The organism is Prevotella histicola (assembly GCF_055385135.1).
In genome coordinates this window covers 1,132,206-1,149,564 of the sequence record NZ_AP043793.1, presented here as the reverse complement: position 1 = coordinate 1,149,564, position 17,359 = coordinate 1,132,206, and the positions used below count along the sequence as shown (strand labels likewise).

Here is a 17,359-nt window from a genome sequence, read left to right as displayed (position 1 = left end):
TCTTTGCAGTTCAAAAAAGGATAATAAAATATAATGCAGAATCAATTTTCAAGAACACAACTCCTCCTTGGTAAGCCAGCTATTGATACCTTGAATGGTAGTCGAGTGGCTGTCTTTGGTGTTGGAGGCGTCGGAGGTTATGTTGTGGAGGTATTGGCACGCAGTGGCGTGGGGGCTATTGATGTTATTGATGACGACCGTGTCTGTCTTACGAACGTCAACCGACAGCTTCTTGCAACCACTCGGACAGTGGGAAAACACAAGGTGGACGTGGCAGAAGAGCGTATTCATACCATCAATCCTCGTTGTATCGTACGGAAATATCAAACCTTCTATTTACCCGACAATGCTGACCAATTCGACTTCTCACACTATGACTATGTCGTTGATTGCATCGATACTGTAACGGCAAAGCTTGATCTCATCTATCGTTGTCATGAGTTGAACATCCCATTGCTTTCTTGTATGGGTGCAGCTTATAAGCTGGATGCTACGCAATTCCGTGTTACTGACATCTTCAAGACAATCAACGACCCACTGGCAAAGGTGATTCGTAAGAAACTTCGTAAGACAAAGATTAAGCATCTGAAGGTGGTGTACAGTCCAGAAGAACCGCTTGAGAGTATAGAACAGCCTGAAATCTCTTGTCGTTTCCACTGTATCTGCCCTGATAAAGATATGCGTAAGTGTACCGATCGTCACACAATCCCCAGTTCTAATGCGTGGGTTCCTGCTGCTGCAGGGCTAATAGCAGGTGGAGAAGCAGTGAAAGATCTTGTCAATATAGCCCATACTATGCGTATTCGTCCTGAAGAAGAAGCTACAAGTGAGCCTGCACGTATCGCTCGTGAGCGTGCTGCAAAGATGCTGGAGGAGCACAAACGGCTCAAAGCAGAGAAGGTTGCGGAGAATAAGTAATGATTTATATTTTATTATTAAGGAGAATAAGCCTTTCTGTCATCGTTGAAAAGACATAATCCTAAGACTATATAAGAAACTAAAAGGGTATTTGGTGATGTTTCAATCTCCAAATACCCTTTTGTAGTTTATGCTATTTAACTTCAAATTGTATTACGAGTTTACTCGTAAACGAAGGTGAAGTCTTTCTTTGCCGTTAGCGTATTGCCAACAAAACAAGTCTTATGAGCGATATGCTCAAACTTTTTACGTTGTTTATCGTCAAATGAAGCCTTCAGGTGGAAGGTGATTGGAATACGTGTAACAGCGAAAGCCTCCATATCTTCTTCTATCTGACCTACCTCAGCATAGCAACCTGAAAAATCTACTCCACCACGTTCTGCCTGTAGTCCCATCATGGTCAGAGCACATGCTGCCAGTGCATTGCCTAATAACTCAACAGGATTCTGATTCTCACCTAATCCTCCTACTGCTTTACCAGCATCTGTCTTTATGGTTATTGCAGACCTAACATGCGTTGCTTCAACACGTCCTTTCCCTTGATAAACTGCTTTTGTAACTGTCATAATTATAATTTTTAGAATTAGTAATAATACTTTAGTTGGCTAATAATGGTTATATGTTCTCTACAAAGATAATAAAAGAAAATAGATAAAACAAAGATAGTATTTATAATCTAAGTACCCTAGTTATTTTTTATTTAGTTTGCTGTCACTTTTAACATTTTCTGCATAAGGCTTATTATCAGTGGTTTGTAGTCAATATTAGAGTGACAGAAATGACAGGAAAGTTTAAAATAGAACAGAATAGCAGAATTTCTTTGCGTGGTTCTTTTTCTGAGTAAAAGTCTGTCTGAAACACTCATTAACGCTCCTTTCATGTTAATTTTCAATTAGGTAATAAGTTTTCTGCCTTTAATATTGTAGAACTTCGATGATATTTTTCTTCCATGATACAAAGGAAAGAAAAATATATTAATTAAGAAAATTTCCCCACCTTTTTTCTACTGAGCTGCTAACTATGCTATTGAGTGGCAAATGCTGCACGATATCAAGGGGTAAGAGCATAGTCGGCATTCTGCTTCATATGTGCTTAGTCTTAGAGTTTTTGTCTTGAACAAAGATGAATTTGGCAAGCGCGGCACTTTTTTAGGCTCTGTACGAGAAAAGAGGACATATGATGTCTTCTATATCCTAAAGCTAAAAATAGATATAGGAAGAGAAACTGAGGTAAAAAAGTCACAATAGACTTCTTAAACAGTATAAAGGCTGCAAGCTGAGTTAAACTCTAACTTCTATTTTTATCAGGCTATAAATAAATAGGATTAATGTGAAAGATAAAGTTATGCACATTATCATTGTATTCCCATTAAAAATATCTATCAAACGGTCGTCATTCGGGAAAAATTGGATAAGAATCATAATTATCGAATTATTGATTGAATGCAAAATAACGGAAGGCCAAACACTCTTCAGTTTAAAATATATCCACCCGTAAAGAATCCCTGACAAAAAGGAATATGAAATTTGTGCTGGATTAACATGCATTACACCAAATACTGCGGCGGAGATTAGTATTGCCAGCCAAGGTCTGCCTTTGTTCCCTTTCAAAATCATTCTCTCAAGTGACCCTCTTAAGACAAATTCTTCAACAAAAGGACCAACTATACAAATGGCTAAAGAACCGAAATAAGAAGTGTTACTTATTTTAGAGATAACTTCACTATCGAAGTCTGGAAGTGGAAACAAATCACTGATAAAATAGTTCCACATTGGGAAGCATATTGCAAGGATGAGAACATAAAGTAATATGTCCCTACCAAAATAATGGCGTGAAAATTTTCTGTATCTAAAATGATGACGTAAACGATAAACTATAAACAGAAATAATAAGAAATTTCCAATAACTAAAGACAAAGATATAGTGGTATCAATTATATCCTTAATAGGTTTGGTAAAAGGATATATCAATTGAACTATCAGAACGCAACATATGCTTAATAAAGGTACTGCCAATTGCGTAAATGCAATGAACATAAATAAATATTCAAATCCTATTTTAGAGAATTTATTCATATTAATTTATTATAATTGGTTATAAGGGCAGGCTGTCTCTGAACTTTACCAAACGTACTATCTTACCTTAATTGAGGAAAGATGAAGGCCAAACTTGAGTATGCTTTCTTTTGGCGTCACAAAGTTACAACTATAAATTTGAACAGCCAAACATCTAGAAACCTAACTCTACATAAATATCAGTCAATTTCATCATTCTGATCACTCCACAATTTACGATAGTCTTCAGAAGTCTTAAGCAATTCCTGATGAGTACCCTCAGCTACTACCTTGTCTTTTGCCAAGAGGATGATATGCTTGGCATCCATGATTGTACTAAAGCGGTGTGCGATTGATATGACAGTCTTACCCAGAGAAGCTAGTTTGGCTATCATCCTCTTCACATATCTCTCTGACATCGTATCAAGGGAAGATTTAGTACAATAAAAATGCATTATACGTGTTTTAACATTGTAGTTTTCTCAGAATCTATTTGGTTGGATAATATTCTTTTACATTATACGTTAGTTTGGGTTATGTTCGATATGCAAAAGGTCCAGACTGTCCTGATCTTTCCATATAACAACCAAAGTTCTGTATAATCTTTATGCAATTAGCTTGCTTTTGTCTATGATTTCAATGTCATTGTTGGCTTTTTGAGCATTAGTTGATACGAAATGCGTGCAGAGATAAGATTAGTTACAAAGTTGCCAGAACTTCTGCGTCCTGTATGTTCTCTATATGACATATATTCTTAAGTTATTATTCATAGTTTCAACAGTAGACCTTTTGCGTAGCATAATCCTGTCCTGTAATAGAAAAAGATACTTCTTCATTTTTTTGTGTAGTTTTGTTATCATATCTATATCACATTAATTAAGAGTGCTTGAAACAGGCTTTGTGATATATATGCTTTTCTCTGTAAAGAGCTTGACGAAGAATTTCTTCGTGAAGTGTTTGTCTTTCAATGGGTATCTACCATCTGTGTTTCAAAGCGTAACATCCATTGAATTATTTCTCCTTTCTCGTTAATATTGGGGTTTCCATGCTTTTACCTCAGTGCTAACGCCCAGCACATATGGTGCTGGGCGTTAGCACTAATTGTGCTGAGGCTTAGCTCTTACCAATATTTTGTAAGTAGCGTGTCAAACAACGTGAAAAGCCTATGTTGTTTTGCGATAAATGGGTGAGACCTATTTCTTGCAATTAGTCAAACCAATCTGATTCGGGAAGTTATTTCCGACTTATCTTCCCTATAACATCTGAATCAGTACTGTGGAAGTTTATTTTGTTGAGAATAAATTTGCTGTCACTTCTATCACCCTAAATAACAGTATAAGTACTTAGCATACTGTATTTTAGGATGAAATGTTAAAATGACAGCAAATGAATTTAAAACTTATATTGTGATTAGGGAAATCAATGGGTTAGGATACAACCTATTTTTGTGTTGTGGAGAAAGTCGTAACTATTCAGCAATAGCTCATAGGGTATACCACTGTATTATCCTATTAAGACAAGATAATACATAGTGCACTGAGTTGTGATTGATTATTTTTCCAGGTGTTATCGGCAATGGAGTGTATGGCAAAGAAGGCATCGCCATTGTCGAATCCAAACGTACCCGATATTTTCTGTTTGATTTTCAGTTTCCTTATCCCTCTTTCGTTGGCTTTGTTATCAGAGGAATCATTGGGCTTTCAAGGAAGTTGAAGATATAATCTCGGCATTTGCAGGCCCCCTTTCACAGTTTCTCGAAGTTATCCTTCAGGTGCGTCAAGTTCACTTTCAGTAGCTCAACAAGTTCGTCAAGCCACGTTTGCTTGTTTATAGTTTCGCTTGGTCGTGCGTTTCTTCGTGTATGACCTTCCGCAGCAGGTCTGCAACTTGCTTCGACCATTCCTGCTCCTTGTCCAGTTCTGTCAGGTACTTTCTTTAAAGTATAACCTAACCTTAGTTTGCAATAACTCTGATCCAACGATGGACGGAGATTTGGAGAGAATGGATTGCTGAATAGTTACTATTTTAATCAAAAAAGATAAAAGATAGAATAAATTTTATACCTTTGCAGACGTGACCTGCAGGGATCACTTTTAGATTAGCAAAGAGGCCACATATCGACTCGCGCGCATATTTTAAGTCACTTTTTGGAGTGAAAAACTTTAGTAAATAATAATCAATTACTATCAGCGTATGGTCTTAGCTTTACTATCAGCGTATGGTCTTAGCTTTTTCGCCATAGCGGAAATTAATACAACATGAAAAAAAATATTGAAACTGTTAACTTAACAAAGTGTAGTAACACTATCATGGCTGATGAAATTGTATCGAAATTGGCCGAAGAAGGCATAAGCTCATCGCTCCATGATGAACTAGACGACCCAGTTTATGGCGCCTACGGATCAAATCCAGGGATTGAGGTGAGAGTGTGCAAAAAAGACTTTGTGCAAAGTCTACGCATTCTTAAGGAGATAAATGAGGCACGTACCAAACAGTTACCTTGGTGTCCCAATTGTGGTAGCGAAAATGTTGTAGCATTAAAAAAAGAAGAAGGCAAGAGATCAAGGGCCACATCTTTTATCGGTGTAGCCTTGATTGTTCTTGGATGCATCGGCATTTTTCTTCCAAATTTTATAGAGGCTCTTGTATCAATCAGTCTATATTGTCTTGTTATATCTCCGTTCGTCATGTTAGGAGGCATCTTGCTGGTAGTACCCAAACCTAGCAGCCAATTCTATAAATGTGCCGAATGTGGCAAAAAGTTCAAGAAATAAGTGACTTGATTTTGTATACTTTTTCCCTCTCATCGAGTTTCTCCAACTCCCATGCAGACAGTTCCTTTCGGAGGGTATCTAGATTGTCAATTCTTCTGTTCAAGCATTGACGGGTCGTCAGGGTCAATTCTATTTCTGCAATATCAAGTAAACTGCCATGTTTAGGAGTGTAATGAATCTTCAGCTTATTTCTGAAGCGCTGTGCCTCCTCGGGGTTGTACCGTTTGTAGAGGGAGGAAACCTTATGAGTGTTGAGGTAGTCCATGACAAGGACTATTTTGTTCGCCTCAGGGTAGCATTCGACCAAATATTTTATTTCTTCGACCCTGTCTGTTGCAGTTCGGTACTTTCGCATACAGACTAGGTGCCATCCGCCGAGAGGCTCAACACACCCGAAGATGCTGCAAGTGCCATTGCGCTTATATTCCGAATCAACTTTCTTGTCGGTTCTCAGCCGCATGGGGAGAAGTTCACGTACCTCACCTCAACAACTGATATGGCTTTTCATCCAAGCACACCACAGGATACTTCGGATTATAGGGTCTCTCATATTGGAAAACTGTCAAAGCCTCTGGTAAAGGTGGTTAGGAAACTACTGCTGCCATACAAGAACAGCCTGAAGACAATTACAACAGATAACGGACCTGAATTTGCGGCATATAAGGACATCACCAAATACATAGGCGTGCCAGTGTACTTCGCTGACCCATATTGTTCATGGCAAAAGGGAACTGTTGAGAATACAAACAAATTAATCAGGCAGTATATACCTAAAAAGGATTCGTTTGATAACTATACGGACAAGAGAATTATGTCCATACAAAAGAATTTGAACGAAAGACCAAGAGAAAAAATTAAACTTTTCTACTCCAAAGTGTGAGTTCTTTAAACATGTTTTGTAATTTTGCACTTGCTGGTTGACTCTGCGTGGTATGACCATTATATAACAAATGGAACAATTGAAGGCATTAACAATAAAATAAAGGTTCTGAAAAGACAGATATATGGATTCAGAAATGAGGAATACTTCACATTAAGGCTATATGCATTGCATGATAGGCGTCTACGCATTTAACGGAAGAACCCAAAAATATATCCACCTATACTGTCGGTCATGACCTGTGCCACGATACTGTCTTGTCTCGAAATCACGCTGACAGTTGCCCCACCAATGGTGTCCATCCTTATTGTAGACATGCCCGCCTAACGTACATTGAGCTAAGCAATCCTGACAGGGCAGACTGCTGAGCAGTATGGCGATAAGGGTGCACAAACCTGAATTGAATGGAGCCATTTCACTTATGATGGGTAGATCATATTATTCTGAAAAATACAACAAACAGCTAACTATTGGTTGTGACGCTTTTGATCTGTTCAATAAGCTCATCATTAGTGTGTTGCATCTTGTGGTATAAGTAAAAACCAACAAACGCTGCTAAAGCAATGAGCACCACATACACTATTCCTACTTGTTGGCTGAGAACTTCATTATGTTGAAGATTTACCTGCTGCCACATCTCAAAGGCAGCCCATCCCAGCCATACGCTCCCCAAGGGATACGTGGCAATATACTCTATCTTTCGTAGTCGCTTCATGCGCACCAATTTCTTTGAGGTTTCAATGAGGTTATCCCTCTGGTAGTCCTCATCCCGAAGGGTGTTTAAGTTGATTACATAATCGAAAAATAAACATATCAACAGCATAGCGGTAAAGAATCCAAAGGTCCACCAAGAGAGATGGCACGCCTTTACTATATTTAACCAGGCTAAGATTCCAAAAGGAGCAATTACAACTTCCATCCAAAAGAGTTTCTTGATCCAAGACATTTTGTGTTTCATCGACTCTTGGATCAGTGTATTGTTTATAGTAACCTCTTTCTGAATTTTTTCTTGCAGTATATGCAACTGCTCTTTCATCTCATGGAGTTCAATGAAATCTTGGGGTGCAACAGTCGTATTCATAGTGTTGTTGTGTTTAATCGTTAGACATGTTTTTGAGCTGTTCTCTAATGCGGTATAGATGCACGCTCACGTTCTTTGCCGTTATGCCGATTATGGAGCCGATCTCCTCATAGCTAATGTCTTCGAGCCAGAGCAAGACTATGGCGCGGTCGAGTGGGCAGAGCTGTGTGATGCGCTTATGTAGAATTTCTTTCTGTTGGGTGTCGCGTTCGTTGCAACCGAAGAGCTCATCCCCCGTATAAACCTGCTTTTTATTATGGCGTCGTTTTTTCCGGTCAAAGGAGATACATGTATTGAGAGCCACACGATAGATCCAAGTTCTTTCTTTGCTATCTCCCTTATATTTGTCGAAACCCTGCCACAGGCGGATGACCACCTCTTGAAACAAATCGTTCACTTCTTCTTGATCTTTCGAGAACATATAGCACACGGTAAAAATGGTAGTTTTGTTCTGTTGGACCATAACTGAAAATAGTTTTTGATTGTCGTCCATGTTGTTCTTATTTTAATGCTTTATATTCGTTAGACGCAATGCCATAACGAAAAACTACAAAATTACATAAAAAATGCGCATTTAGATAGAACTATTGTCCACCATAATTAATGTTTAAACGTAAGCTTGAAGATGGTAGCTGCAATAGTGATTCTGTCCAACACCTTGTAGCCGATGTATCGACTGTTAAATTTGCAGGAGGACTTGCCTAGGAATTCTTATCTAACTAAAGTTTTCCACCCTAATAAATAGATAGAAAAATAATAGTTTGTCGAATTTTCTTTGTAAATTCTTTAATCGCTAAAGAACTGATTTTAAAGACAAGACAACAAAACTGTTATGGAAGCAAAAATAGAGAAAATAAGTGAGTTATCCAAACTTTCAAGTATTAAAGCTCGAATGAGTGATGATTTATTTCATCTTTTGGTAAGTTTGGCATCGGACACCTGTTGCCTCGCCTTTCATAGGAGAAACATGACGGAGTTTCCGCTTCGGAGTTGGTCCTTTCTCTTTGCCTATTTCGCATTGTGGGTGAGAGCATCTACAGTATATGCAAGCAGGCGTAATGGACATTTGGTAGGCTGAAAACCTCTCGGGTTTTAGTAATGGACATTTGGTAGGCTGGTTATTCCAGCCTACTTTTTTGTCTTTATGAATCCATCTACAAACTTCTTCTTGTTAGGTTCATTCAATCCATTATGATTATATAGTGTTCTTTTAAATTATGAGTTAAATCCTTCTAATAAATTTGCTGTCACTTCTGTCACCCTAAATATCAGTTTAAGTGCTTAGCATACTGTTTTTTAGGGTGAAATGTTAAAATGACAGCAAATGAATTTAAAACTTATATTGTGATTACAGCTTATCTTTTGGGAAGTGTAGAGATGTTTTGAAGACCTCTCAGATGGATAGTTCCCCAAAGATTAATCTTCAAAATGCATAGGTAACCTTTACAGCTTTATCACGTGATAGCTGTCCAGGATTAGTGCCGGGTTCTCCTTCGGGTACTTCGCGGTGATAGAAAGCATAAAATTGTTTCCAGGAATCTAATATCTTTCCGTCTTTATCATGGAATGACATGGGAATAGTGGGGAATACCGGAAGCCCATGATGGTCGACAAACGACTTTTGGACCAGTTCACTACAATAGATTTCTTTATCGTCCGGCATATAGAAATGATCGTAAGGTCTGCCGACATAACTCAATGCGCGTTTCATAGAAGTATTCATGTCACAGTCAGTAATAACCCTTCCTACTGCGACGAGTGGTTTCCCTTCTTTCCCTTTCGTACGGTTGAGAAAGGCTGTCAGTGGAGTGAGTACTACCCCTTTGCCAATTGCTTCTAATGCGTAATCAGCACTATCCGTATGATGGTAGATAGCCACATGGTCAATCTTCAGTCCGTCAATTCCCTGTGTTGCATCTGTGATAGGGTTACTTGTTTCTTTCACGACAAACATTAAGTCACCTTCATGTAGGTTCTTCAATGAGATGTCATCGCCTTGGAAAGAGTCTGCTGAGCAACCCACTAAGAGGATAAAGCATAATAAGAGGAGGTTTGATACGATTTTTTTCAGTCTCATAATAGTTTTTCTTTTATGTAAGTTTTGTTTTAAGTTTCGTCAGGACTGTACCTATTGGTGAATAAAAAGGCGACCATCCATAGTGGATAGTCGCCTTCTGTTATCTTATCCTTAGAACTCAGCGTTCTTCGGAGTACGTGCAAACGGAATTACGTCACGGATGTTTTGCATACCAGTAACGAAGAGGATGAGACGCTCGAAGCCAAGTCCGAAACCACCATGTGGGCAAGTACCGTACTTACGAGTATCAAGATACCAATCATATACCTCACGCTTCATACCGCGGTTATCTATCTCCGTGAGCAACTTGTCGTAATTTTCTTCACGAACAGAGCCACCAATGATCTCACCGATATGTGGGAAGAGAACGTCTGTTCCCTGCATGGTCTTGCCGTCAGGATTCTTCTTCATATAGAACGACTTGATTTCGCTTGGATAATCAGTCATGATAACAGGACGCTTGAAGTATTCCTCAACGAGATAACGCTCGTGTTCACTACTGAGATCCATTCCCCAACCTGTGATTGGGAACTCAAACTTCACACCATCAGCAACAGCCTTCTGCAGAATCTCTATACCTTCAGTGTAAGTTAAGCGAACAAAGTCCTCCTTGAGTACACCCTCTAGGCGAGCAATCAGCCCCTTGTCAATCATCTTGTTAAGGAACTCAAGGTCGTCCTTACAGTGCTCAAGAGCCCAGCGAACGCAGTATTTGATGAAGTCTTCCTCAAGATCCATCAGTTCGTCCTTGTCAATAAAAGCAACTTCTGGCTCAACCATCCAGAACTCTGCCAAGTGACGAGGCGTATTAGAGTTCTCTGCACGGAAGGTAGGACCGAAAGTATAGATAGCACCAAGTGCCGTAGCACCCAGTTCACCCTCCAACTGTCCAGATACAGTAAGGTTTGTGCGTTTTCCGAAGAAGTCAGCACTGTAATCAACCTCACCATTCTTTGCAATACGATCAAGGTCTAACGTTGTTACCTGGAACATATTTCCAGCACCCTCAGCATCACTACCAGTAATCAATGGAGTGTGGAAATAATAGAAACCATGGTCGTGGAAGTACTTGTGGATAGCAATTGCCATGTTATGGCGAATACGGAAGACAGCACCGAAAGTATTTGTGCGCAGACGCATGTGGCCATACTTACGCATATACTCGAAGCTCTGTCCCTTCTTCTGCATAGGGTAGTCGCTTGGGCAAAGACCGTAGATCTCAATCTCTTTACACTGTATCTCTGATGTCTGACCAGCTCCCTGACTCTCTACAAGCGTGCCGATTACGCTGATGCAAGCACCTGTTGTGATGCTCTTCAGTTTTTCTTCTTCGATTGTAGAAGGATCAACAACTATCTGGATGTTCTTAATTGTAGAACCATCATTCAGTGCAATGAAGTCAACAGCCTTGCTACTTCTATGTGAGCGAACCCAACCCTTTACATTAATATCTTTACCAAAGTCGGTGCATGCAAGTGCATCGACGACTTTTGTTCTTTTCATCTTTTGTATTGTAATTAGGACTTCTCAACAGACTTAAAGGAAAAGGATGAGAGAGAGAACCTCTTTATACATCCTTTCCTTAGAAGTTTATGGTAGAAGTCTTTATCCTCGTTTATCCTCTCACACCCCCTCCCTTCGGAGGGGCTTGGGGGAGGCTTCTATTCAAACGCACCCATGCGCAACATATCGACTTCCTTCTCAGTAAGGAAACGCCAATCACCGCGACGTACGTTCTTCTTTGTTAGACCAGCGAACTGTACACGATCAAGCTTTACAACACGATAGCCAAGACTCTCGAAGATACGACGAACGATACGGTTCTTTCCACTGTGAATCTCAATGCCAACCTGTGTTAAGTCGTCAGGACTAGCATATTCAATAGCGTCAGCCTTTATCTCACCATCTTCAAGCTCGATACCATCAGAGATCTTCTGAAGGTCGTTTGCTGTAACAGGCTTGTCAAGGAATACGTGATAAACCTTCTTCTTTAAGAACTTAGGATGTGTGAGCTTAGAAGCAAGGTCACCATCGTTTGTAAGAAGCAATACACCTGTTGTGTTACGGTCCAAACGTCCTACAGGATAGATACGCTCTGGACATGCATTCTTCACAAGATCCATAACAGTCTTACGCTGCTGAGGATCGTCACTTGTCGTAACATAATCCTTTGGCTTGTTCAGAAGAACGTATACTTTCTTCTCTAAAGATACTGGTTTCTCTTGGAAGAGTACGACATCAGTACGCAGAACCTTGCTTCCAAGTTCCTTAACGACCTCACCGTTTACGGTGACAGCACCGGATAAGATGAACTCATCAGCTTCACGGCGTGAACAAACGCCAGCGTTAGCCAGATACTTATTCAAACGAATTGGCTCGTTTGGATCGAAATTCTCTTCCTTATATTCAATGCGTTTCTTCATTGAATATTTTGCATTTGGATCATAATCAGCGGTGCGCTGACGGTATCCACCTTGGTTGTAACCGCCACGGTTATTGTATCCACCACGGTTATTATAACCACCACGATTGTTATAACCGCCGCGATTATTGTATCCACCACGGTTCTGATACCCGCCATGGTTATTATACCCACCACGGTTCTGATATCCTCCTTGACGTGGTTGATAGCTACCTTGCTGTGCTTGGAAACCGTTATTGCCTTCTTCTCCTTCTACACCAGCATTAGCGTTGTAGCGTGGACGATAGGCTTGTGGCTGATAACCACCCTCCTCATTATTATAACGGGGGCGATAACCTCCCTGTTGTGGACGATTGTTGTATCCACCGCGGTTGTTGTATCCAGCTTGGCGTGGCTGATAACCACCTTCTTCACCATTGTTATTGTTGTAACGAGGACGATAGCTACCCTGTTGCTGCGGACGACTGTTATAGCCACCGCGATTGTTATAGCCACCATAATTGTTCTGGCGTGGACGATAACTTCCTTGCTGTGGGCGTCCAGTACTCTGTAAACCAGAGCCAAAGCCCTCAGGACGGAATCCGCCTTCCTCGTTGTTATTGCTTGAATTGTCAGTGCTGTAAGCACGCTGTGTGTGAATACGTGGACGTTGTGGACGTCCAGCTGCACGGTACTCTCTTTGGTAGCTGCCTTGTTCGGCTGCTGAATAGCCATCTCGGCTATTCTCATTTTGCTCAGATTGAACTTCTTTGTTCTCGAATTCTTCTGCCATAGTTGTTCTTACTTTAATGTTGAAATTATCAGCCTCACGGCCAAATACTAAAAATATTGTTATTGGTTTATATTCTTACTCCATATTAACCGGAGTTGTTTGTTCTAAATACCTGTATAATTATGTGGGGTAATTGCCATTAATTCTGCCTTTACACTGTCGCTGACATTAAGGGTTTTTATGAATTCATGGATGGTTTCCTCATTCATTTTCTTATTCGTTCGAGTGAGAGCTTTTAGAGCCTCATAGGGGTGTGGGTAAGCTTCACGGCGTAAAATGGTCTGAATAGCTTCTGCAACAACAGCCCATGTGTTATCGAGATCCTCACTTAACTTCTCTTCATTGAGAATCAGTTTGCGCAATCCTTTCAGTGTACTCTGAATGGCAATGACACTATGTCCGAGAGGAACACCAACGTTGCGCAATACGGTAGAGTCTGTTAGGTCACGTTGTAGACGACTAACTGGCAACTTTTGTGCCAGGAACTGAAGGATAGCATTGGCGATACCAAGGTTACCTTCACTGTTTTCATAATCAATAGGGTTCACCTTATGTGGCATAGCACTTGACCCAACCTCACCAGCTTTAATCTTCTGCTTGAAATATTCCATAGAGATGTACATCCAGAAGTCACGGTCAAGGTCGATGATGATGGTGTTGATACGGCGTATGGCATCAAAGATGCTTCCTAAGTGATCATAGTTGCTGATCTGTGTTGTCCACTGCTCACGCTCCAACCCTAGTTTCTCACTTACAAACCGGTTACCAAAAGCTTTCCAATCATACTGTGGATAAGCAACATGGTGGGCATTGTAGTTACCTGTTGCTCCACCAAACTTAGCTGTCAGCTTACAGTTACGTAATGATGTGAGTTGCTCGTTAAGACGATAGACATAGACTTCAATCTCCTTTCCTAAGCGAGTAGGGGAGGCTGGTTGACCATGTGTCTTTGCTAACATTGGAACATTTTCCCACTCTGTAGCATAATCTTTTAGTTGAGAGATTAGCTCTTCTACCTGTGGATAATACACGTCCTCAAGTGCTTCTTTGATAGAAAGCGGAACGCTGGTATTATTAATGTCCTGTGATGTTAAGCCGAAGTGGATGAATTCCTTGTAAGGTTCTAATCCTCCAATCTTGTCGAACTCTTCTTTTATAAAATATTCTACAGCCTTAACATCATGGTTTGTTATCTTCTCAATATCCTTTACACGAGCCGCATCATTCTCGTCGAATTTACTATAAATCTCCCGTAGACGCTTAAAAAGCGATGAATCAAAGCTTTTCAGTTGTGGAAGAGGTAATTCGCATAGGGTGATGAAGTATTCGATTTCTACGCGTACGCGATAGCGAATTAAAGCATACTCAGAGAAATAGTCGGCAAGACATTCGGTCTTACTTCTATAGCGACCGTCAATAGGAGATACGGCTGTTAAAGTGTCAAGGGTCATAACGATATTGATTAATATGGTGCAAATTTAGCAATAAAATCAGTAAATACGCAAGAAAAACCAATAATAATATGAAAAAGAAAGCTGTGTAGGATGCTAAAAACAAAAAACTTTGCAACAAATGTTACAAAGTCATCTCTATCTAATATTAAAGGTGGGCGTTGACGGATTCGAACCGCCGACCCTCTGCTTGTAAGGCAGATGCTCTAAACCAGCTGAGCTAAACGCCCCTTAAAATCCCCTGCAGCCCCGAAAGGCTACAGGGAAACACCCCTTGTGGGCGTTGACGGATTCGAACCGCCGACCCTCTGCTTGTAAGGCAGATGCTCTAAACCAGCTGAGCTAAACGCCCTTACTTTCTGTAAGGCGGGTGCAAAGGTAAGGAATGTTTTTCAATCTAGCAAGCAATTGCTAATTTATTTGTTTGAAAACTTATTTGTTGAAAGATAAAACATCTATTGTTGAGGGCTTATGTGATGTAGATTGCCGTTGGATGACTTTGATGTTGTAACTTTTGTTACACCTTAATTTATAATGATAAAGTAATCTTTTTTCTCATTGGTCAACGCCATATCCATATGTAATTAGTCAAATATATAGATTTAACTGTTTTATAAAATAGTTTATTTTCCTTTGTTGAATTGATTATTTTTGCTATTTTTGCAAAGTCTTTTAGGGCAAAATTCATATTAAAAGTAATATTATGGCTGTAGAAATAAGATTAGAGCAAAGTAAATTTAAAGATAAGAAAGGTGCTGGAAAGTGGTATGCTCGTACGGTGAGTACAGGTGTTGTTACGACTGAAGAACTTGCTGATTCCATTCAAGAGAACACTTCTTTCTCCCGTGGTGACGTTCGTGGACTTGTTATTGCTTTGGTTGATGAGATCTCTTATCGACTGCGTGAAGGTGAAACAGTGGCACTTGAGGGGTTGGGACGATTCCACCTGACGGTAGAGAGCGAACCTGTTGATAATCCAGAAGACTTTGATATTAAAACACATGTGAAGAATGTGAAGTGTCGTTTTGTACCTACCAGTACACGTAATGCGCGTACGGGAAAGAAGAACCAGAATCTTGCGTATGGTGCACGTGTAGAGTGGGCAGAGCCTGAATATGATGACGAAGACGATGAGTAATCCCCTTCTATAAAATGTGTTGGGGTTAACTTGTATTTTTATAAGATTTCTCTTGGCTTTATGTATAAAGTCAAGAGTTTTTGTTTTCTCTAGTGATAAAGGGATTAGGCAGAAGCTTCTTATACTTTTGGATATTCGTCTTTCGTTTATGTAGATAATAAGCAAACTGAAAGATGATATCTATCATTTAGTCTCCAAAATATTTGATATTCCCTCTTTATTGTTCTTGTTTTCGCAAGATTTTTACTGTTTTTCTTTGATGTTAAAAGTATTTTGTATATATTTGCACTCGGTAATATAGCACTTCCTCTATATATACAGATTGAATAGACTGTGTATGAGGTTAGAATTCGTTTATCGCGGATATAATAAGAAACTTAAAACTATTAGGGATAATACTCTAAAAATCGTTTTATAAAAGGACATTTTTTCAATTTTAGTTATTCTGTTAATCAGAAATAATAAGCTGATAGGTTTTTATAACCATTCTTTTTGTAAGATGTCCTCACTCTAAATAAACTTATTTTTTTAACATAACAATTATTAGAAATGAAAAAACTTTTACTTTTAGTATGTGCTGCAGTTATGAGTCTTTCAGCTTCAGCGCAGGCAGGTGATAAGGCACTCGGTGCACAGCTCGTATTCGGTTCAGAGACTAACAGTCTCGGTTTTGGTGTTAAGGGTCAGTACTACTTCACAGATCATATTAGAGGTGAGGGTTCTTTTGACTACTTCTTCAAGCGCAAGGGACTTTCAATGTGGGATGTAAACGCAAATGTTCACTACCTCTTTGATGTAGCAGACAAGTTTAAGGTATATCCACTCGCAGGTCTTGGCTATACAAACTGGTCATACAAGTATGAGTACGCTGGTAATACTATAAATGAGGGTTCAGACGGTCGTCTTGCTATTAACCTCGGTGGTGGTGTTGAGTATGAGCTTACTAAGAACTTGAACGTAAACGCTGAGGCGAAGTATCAGATTATTAGCAACTACAACCAGTTGGTACTTGGTGTAGGTGTAGCTTACAAGTTCTAAATAAATAAGGCAGGTCCTAAAGGCTCTGTGTTAGGCGATAGCCTTTTGGCTAAGGTCAACGGATGAGGCTTTTAGGACCTGTCTATTTTGTTTAAGATAAACTACGGTGGTGGTTTTTCTTACCCATAGAGGGGTAAGTTTTTATGCTTTTGATTCTTCTATCGCAATATAGACATTTGAAAGATACGGTCCTTTTTCTTTATATTGCCAAAAGAACACGTTCCTTTGTAGGCTTTTGCTGAGTATTTCGGAGGTAGTATAGCTTTCTTCATTTTCCATTCTCGTCTTGGAAAGGATGATGAAAGGAGGCGTCCATTTGTCCATTGTTCCTAAACTTAATGTGTCTGGAATAAAAGGCTTACGTCTGTTTTTTCAGGGCAAAACCAATGTAAACGAATATGCGATAGTCTGTATTCTTGATATATTCAATACAGCTTCCTGCTATAAGAAAGCTCTTCTTTATCCATTCTTTCTTGGATATCTCCTGTTTTGAGAAGTCTGTAATGTGGCGGTCGGTAGTGTGAACATCTGCTGTCTGAAAACTGTCTATCCACTCCTGAAGACTTTGCTTATATACCATCTCGTATTGAATAAGGTTTTATAAAAGAGAAAACCGGATAATTGATTACTAATTATCCGGTTCTTATTTCAGTGCGCCTAACAGGACTCGAACCTGCACAACGTGAGTTACTAGATCCTAAGTCTAGCGCGTCTACCAATTCCGCCACAGGCGCAAAACGTTTGCAAAGATACA

General features: G+C 39.7%; 18 protein-coding genes, 3 tRNA genes and 4 pseudogenes. 7 read left to right on the top strand and 18 right to left on the bottom strand.

Features of this window, described 5'->3' with window-relative positions:
- Positions 1-33: 33 nt before the first annotated feature.
- Positions 34-918: a tRNA threonylcarbamoyladenosine dehydratase gene (locus tag ACZ48L_RS04800; protein ID WP_025792405.1), complete on the top strand. Its 885-nt coding sequence runs from the start codon at positions 34-36 to the stop codon at positions 916-918.
- A gap of 161 nt (positions 919-1,079) precedes the next feature.
- Here ACZ48L_RS04800 and ACZ48L_RS04795 read toward each other — a convergent pair whose 3' ends face one another.
- The 5 genes from ACZ48L_RS04795 to ACZ48L_RS04775 form a co-directional block, all read right to left on the bottom strand.
- Entirely contained in the window at positions 1,080-1,484 is a 405-nt protein-coding gene (locus ACZ48L_RS04795) for an OsmC family protein (RefSeq protein ID WP_025792403.1), read from the bottom strand.
- A 714-nt stretch (positions 1,485-2,198) separates the two neighbouring features.
- Entirely contained in the window at positions 2,199-2,993 is a 795-nt protein-coding gene (locus ACZ48L_RS04790; protein ID WP_025792401.1) for a CPBP family intramembrane glutamic endopeptidase, read from the bottom strand.
- Between the two features lie 179 nt (positions 2,994-3,172).
- The gene (locus tag ACZ48L_RS04785) at positions 3,173-3,367 is read right to left on the bottom strand and encodes a hypothetical protein (protein ID WP_044113936.1); all 195 of its coding nucleotides are present in this window, start codon (positions 3,365-3,367) and stop codon (positions 3,173-3,175) included.
- Between the two features lie 342 nt (positions 3,368-3,709).
- Complete coding sequence (locus tag ACZ48L_RS04780) at positions 3,710-3,808, bottom strand: hypothetical protein (protein ID WP_159102215.1); 99 nt, start codon at positions 3,806-3,808, stop codon at positions 3,710-3,712.
- A gap of 908 nt (positions 3,809-4,716) precedes the next feature.
- Positions 4,717-4,872, bottom strand: coding sequence for a hypothetical protein (locus ACZ48L_RS04775; protein WP_159102214.1), 156 nt, complete (start codon positions 4,870-4,872; stop codon positions 4,717-4,719).
- A gap of 358 nt (positions 4,873-5,230) precedes the next feature.
- On the opposite strand from ACZ48L_RS04775, the gene ACZ48L_RS04770 reads away from it, so the two are divergent.
- A complete protein-coding gene (locus tag ACZ48L_RS04770) occupies positions 5,231-5,746 on the top strand; it encodes a putative signal transducing protein (RefSeq protein ID WP_464721958.1) in 516 nt (171 codons plus the stop codon).
- Here the strand turns inward: ACZ48L_RS04770 and ACZ48L_RS04765 are convergent.
- Positions 5,736-6,206: a transposase gene (locus ACZ48L_RS04765; protein WP_148295450.1), complete on the bottom strand. Its 471-nt coding sequence runs from the start codon at positions 6,204-6,206 to the stop codon at positions 5,736-5,738. The two genes, ACZ48L_RS04770 and ACZ48L_RS04765, sit on opposite strands and share 11 nt — an antisense overlap.
- Before the next feature lie 93 nt (positions 6,207-6,299).
- Here ACZ48L_RS04765 and ACZ48L_RS04760 point away from each other — a divergent pair.
- Both ACZ48L_RS04760 and ACZ48L_RS04755 read left to right on the top strand, forming a co-directional pair.
- A pseudogene (locus ACZ48L_RS04760) lies at positions 6,300-6,648 on the top strand (IS30 family transposase); the annotation flags it as partial.
- A gap of 23 nt (positions 6,649-6,671) precedes the next feature.
- Positions 6,672-6,821, top strand: a pseudogene (locus ACZ48L_RS04755) (transposase); the annotation flags it as partial.
- Here the strand turns inward: ACZ48L_RS04755 and ACZ48L_RS04750 are convergent.
- From ACZ48L_RS04750 to ACZ48L_RS04740, 3 genes are all read right to left on the bottom strand, one after another.
- Positions 6,818-6,943 (bottom strand): hypothetical protein, encoded by a 126-nt coding sequence (locus ACZ48L_RS04750; protein ID WP_464721957.1) that lies wholly within the window; start codon positions 6,941-6,943, stop codon positions 6,818-6,820. The pseudogene ACZ48L_RS04755 and the gene ACZ48L_RS04750 overlap by 4 nt on opposite strands.
- A 146-nt stretch (positions 6,944-7,089) precedes the next feature.
- Positions 7,090-7,707 carry a hypothetical protein gene (locus tag ACZ48L_RS04745; protein WP_025792395.1) on the bottom strand — a complete coding sequence of 206 codons (618 nt, stop codon included), beginning with the start codon at positions 7,705-7,707 and terminating at the stop codon, positions 7,090-7,092.
- Positions 7,708-7,720: 13 nt separating this feature from the next.
- Positions 7,721-8,200 carry an RNA polymerase sigma factor gene (locus tag ACZ48L_RS04740; protein WP_025792394.1) on the bottom strand — a complete coding sequence of 160 codons (480 nt, stop codon included), beginning with the start codon at positions 8,198-8,200 and terminating at the stop codon, positions 7,721-7,723.
- A gap of 339 nt (positions 8,201-8,539) precedes the next feature.
- On the opposite strand from ACZ48L_RS04740, the pseudogene ACZ48L_RS04735 reads away from it, so the two are divergent.
- Positions 8,540-8,757 (top strand): annotated as a pseudogene (locus tag ACZ48L_RS04735) (IS4 family transposase); the annotation flags it as partial.
- A gap of 78 nt (positions 8,758-8,835) precedes the next feature.
- Here ACZ48L_RS04735 and ACZ48L_RS04730 read toward each other — a convergent pair.
- The 7 genes and pseudogenes from ACZ48L_RS04730 to ACZ48L_RS04700 all read right to left on the bottom strand — a co-directional run.
- Positions 8,836-8,955: pseudogene (locus ACZ48L_RS04730) on the bottom strand (IS256 family transposase, variant Zn-binding type); the annotation flags it as partial.
- A 175-nt stretch (positions 8,956-9,130) separates the two neighbouring features.
- Positions 9,131-9,784 carry a YiiX/YebB-like N1pC/P60 family cysteine hydrolase gene (locus ACZ48L_RS04725; protein ID WP_025792393.1) on the bottom strand — a complete coding sequence of 218 codons (654 nt, stop codon included), beginning with the start codon at positions 9,782-9,784 and terminating at the stop codon, positions 9,131-9,133.
- A gap of 111 nt (positions 9,785-9,895) precedes the next feature.
- Positions 9,896-11,287, bottom strand: a complete 1,392-nt coding sequence (asnS, locus tag ACZ48L_RS04720; RefSeq protein WP_025792391.1) for an asparagine--tRNA ligase — start codon at positions 11,285-11,287, stop codon at positions 9,896-9,898.
- 158 nt (positions 11,288-11,445) lie between these two features.
- The gene (locus tag ACZ48L_RS04715) at positions 11,446-12,978 is read right to left on the bottom strand and encodes a pseudouridine synthase (RefSeq protein WP_025792389.1); all 1,533 of its coding nucleotides are present in this window, start codon (positions 12,976-12,978) and stop codon (positions 11,446-11,448) included.
- Between the two features lie 104 nt (positions 12,979-13,082).
- Positions 13,083-14,429, bottom strand: a complete 1,347-nt coding sequence (gene purB / locus ACZ48L_RS04710) for an adenylosuccinate lyase (RefSeq protein WP_219450747.1) — start codon at positions 14,427-14,429, stop codon at positions 13,083-13,085.
- 155 nt (positions 14,430-14,584) lie between these two features.
- A tRNA-Val gene (locus tag ACZ48L_RS04705) sits at positions 14,585-14,659 on the bottom strand.
- A 47-nt stretch (positions 14,660-14,706) separates the two neighbouring features.
- Positions 14,707-14,781, bottom strand: a tRNA-Val gene (locus ACZ48L_RS04700).
- Between the two features lie 351 nt (positions 14,782-15,132).
- Here ACZ48L_RS04700 and ACZ48L_RS04695 point away from each other — a divergent pair.
- Together ACZ48L_RS04695 and ACZ48L_RS04690 are read left to right on the top strand one after the other, a co-directional pair.
- Positions 15,133-15,567, top strand: a complete 435-nt coding sequence (locus tag ACZ48L_RS04695) for an HU family DNA-binding protein (protein WP_025792388.1) — start codon at positions 15,133-15,135, stop codon at positions 15,565-15,567.
- A gap of 549 nt (positions 15,568-16,116) precedes the next feature.
- Positions 16,117-16,605, top strand: coding sequence for an outer membrane protein (locus tag ACZ48L_RS04690; RefSeq protein WP_025792387.1), 489 nt, complete (start codon positions 16,117-16,119; stop codon positions 16,603-16,605).
- A gap of 358 nt (positions 16,606-16,963) precedes the next feature.
- Here the strand turns inward: ACZ48L_RS04690 and ACZ48L_RS04685 are convergent, their stop codons facing one another.
- Positions 16,964-17,185 (bottom strand): hypothetical protein, encoded by a 222-nt coding sequence (locus ACZ48L_RS04685; RefSeq protein ID WP_148295449.1) that lies wholly within the window; start codon positions 17,183-17,185, stop codon positions 16,964-16,966.
- A gap of 72 nt (positions 17,186-17,257) precedes the next feature.
- Positions 17,258-17,339: transfer RNA gene (locus tag ACZ48L_RS04680), tRNA-Leu, on the bottom strand.
- Positions 17,340-17,359 lie beyond the last annotated feature (20 nt).